The sequence below is a fragment of the Vibrio sp. 10N.247.310.17 genome (assembly GCF_041466605.1).
Taxonomy (GTDB): domain Bacteria; phylum Pseudomonadota; class Gammaproteobacteria; order Enterobacterales; family Vibrionaceae; genus Vibrio; species Vibrio tasmaniensis_A.
The window spans coordinates 1-1,006 of record NZ_JBFSTC010000235.1; the positions used below are offsets into that span (position 1 = coordinate 1).

General features: G+C 44.1%; 1 pseudogene. It reads left to right on the forward strand.

The features are described from left to right. Nucleotides 1-370: 370 nt before the first annotated feature. A pseudogene (locus AB6D80_RS25080) lies at nucleotides 371-655 on the forward strand (reverse transcriptase N-terminal domain-containing protein); the annotation flags it as partial. Between the last annotated feature and the right edge of the window lie 351 nt (nucleotides 656-1,006).

Below are 1,006 nucleotides of genomic sequence, written 5' to 3' on the forward strand. Positions count from 1 at the left end.
ACGTACGGTTCTTAGGGAGACGGCACTTGGTAACAAGTGTCGTCCACCCGACAGGTGCGTTATACGATGAATCAGCGGAAGTGGTTAATACGCTGTGGCCAAAAGGCATGAGAGTCGGAAAGAGATTGCCCCATGCTCTTTCGTGATCGTTGAACTCTCCGCACTATAGCGGGCATCTACACTGACATGCGCGACATACGGAACACGGTAAGCCTGTATCACTCCCTCTGGGAAAGCCTTCGTGGCCGATAGTGATGCAGGTATAGGAGGTTGGAAAAAGCCAAGGCTGCATTGTAACGATGCAGATACAGACTTGTGTCTGGTCACGAAAGTGAGCCCACTTCCGACTGGTCTCCCGTTGCGAGAGAATATGAAGAACTTTATTCAAGGAGAAACGCAAATGATGATTTCAAAAGAGATTAGTGCCTCTCCTGACAGCGCTCAATGGCAGTCAATCGACTGGAAAACCGTTGAAGCGCATGTATTAAAGCTCCAGATGCGTATCGCAAAGGCAACTCGAGAAGGTAAACACGGCAAAGTGAAAGCTTTGCAATGGATACTGACTCACTCGCGTTCAGCAAAACTTCTTGCTGTTAAGCGAGTATCTCAAAACAAAGGCAGTAAAACGTCTGGAATAGATGGTGTTATCTGGAGTCTAATGCAAAAACTAAGTTTTCTTCTGCATTGAGAATGAAGTTAGTTAATTGTTGTCCATACTTAGCCCTTCTGAATATATCTTTTTCAGGGTTAAAGCCTTCATCCGTTGTTATATCTAATTCCGGTAAAGATAGTCGCATTTTGTTACCTAATAGTCTTATGTGATTTGTTGATTATACAATTCGTTGTTCTATTAGAGAAGTAACATAAATGCGTTCGGTTGGTCGAATTTACCCCCGTGATACAACACGGGGATTAACGACGAACAGCATGATAAGAATGGATAACTTCTGGGGCTCTTCTCCGCTTAGATGAGCTTGATTTCTGGGTAAAAGGTAGAGTGAGTTTC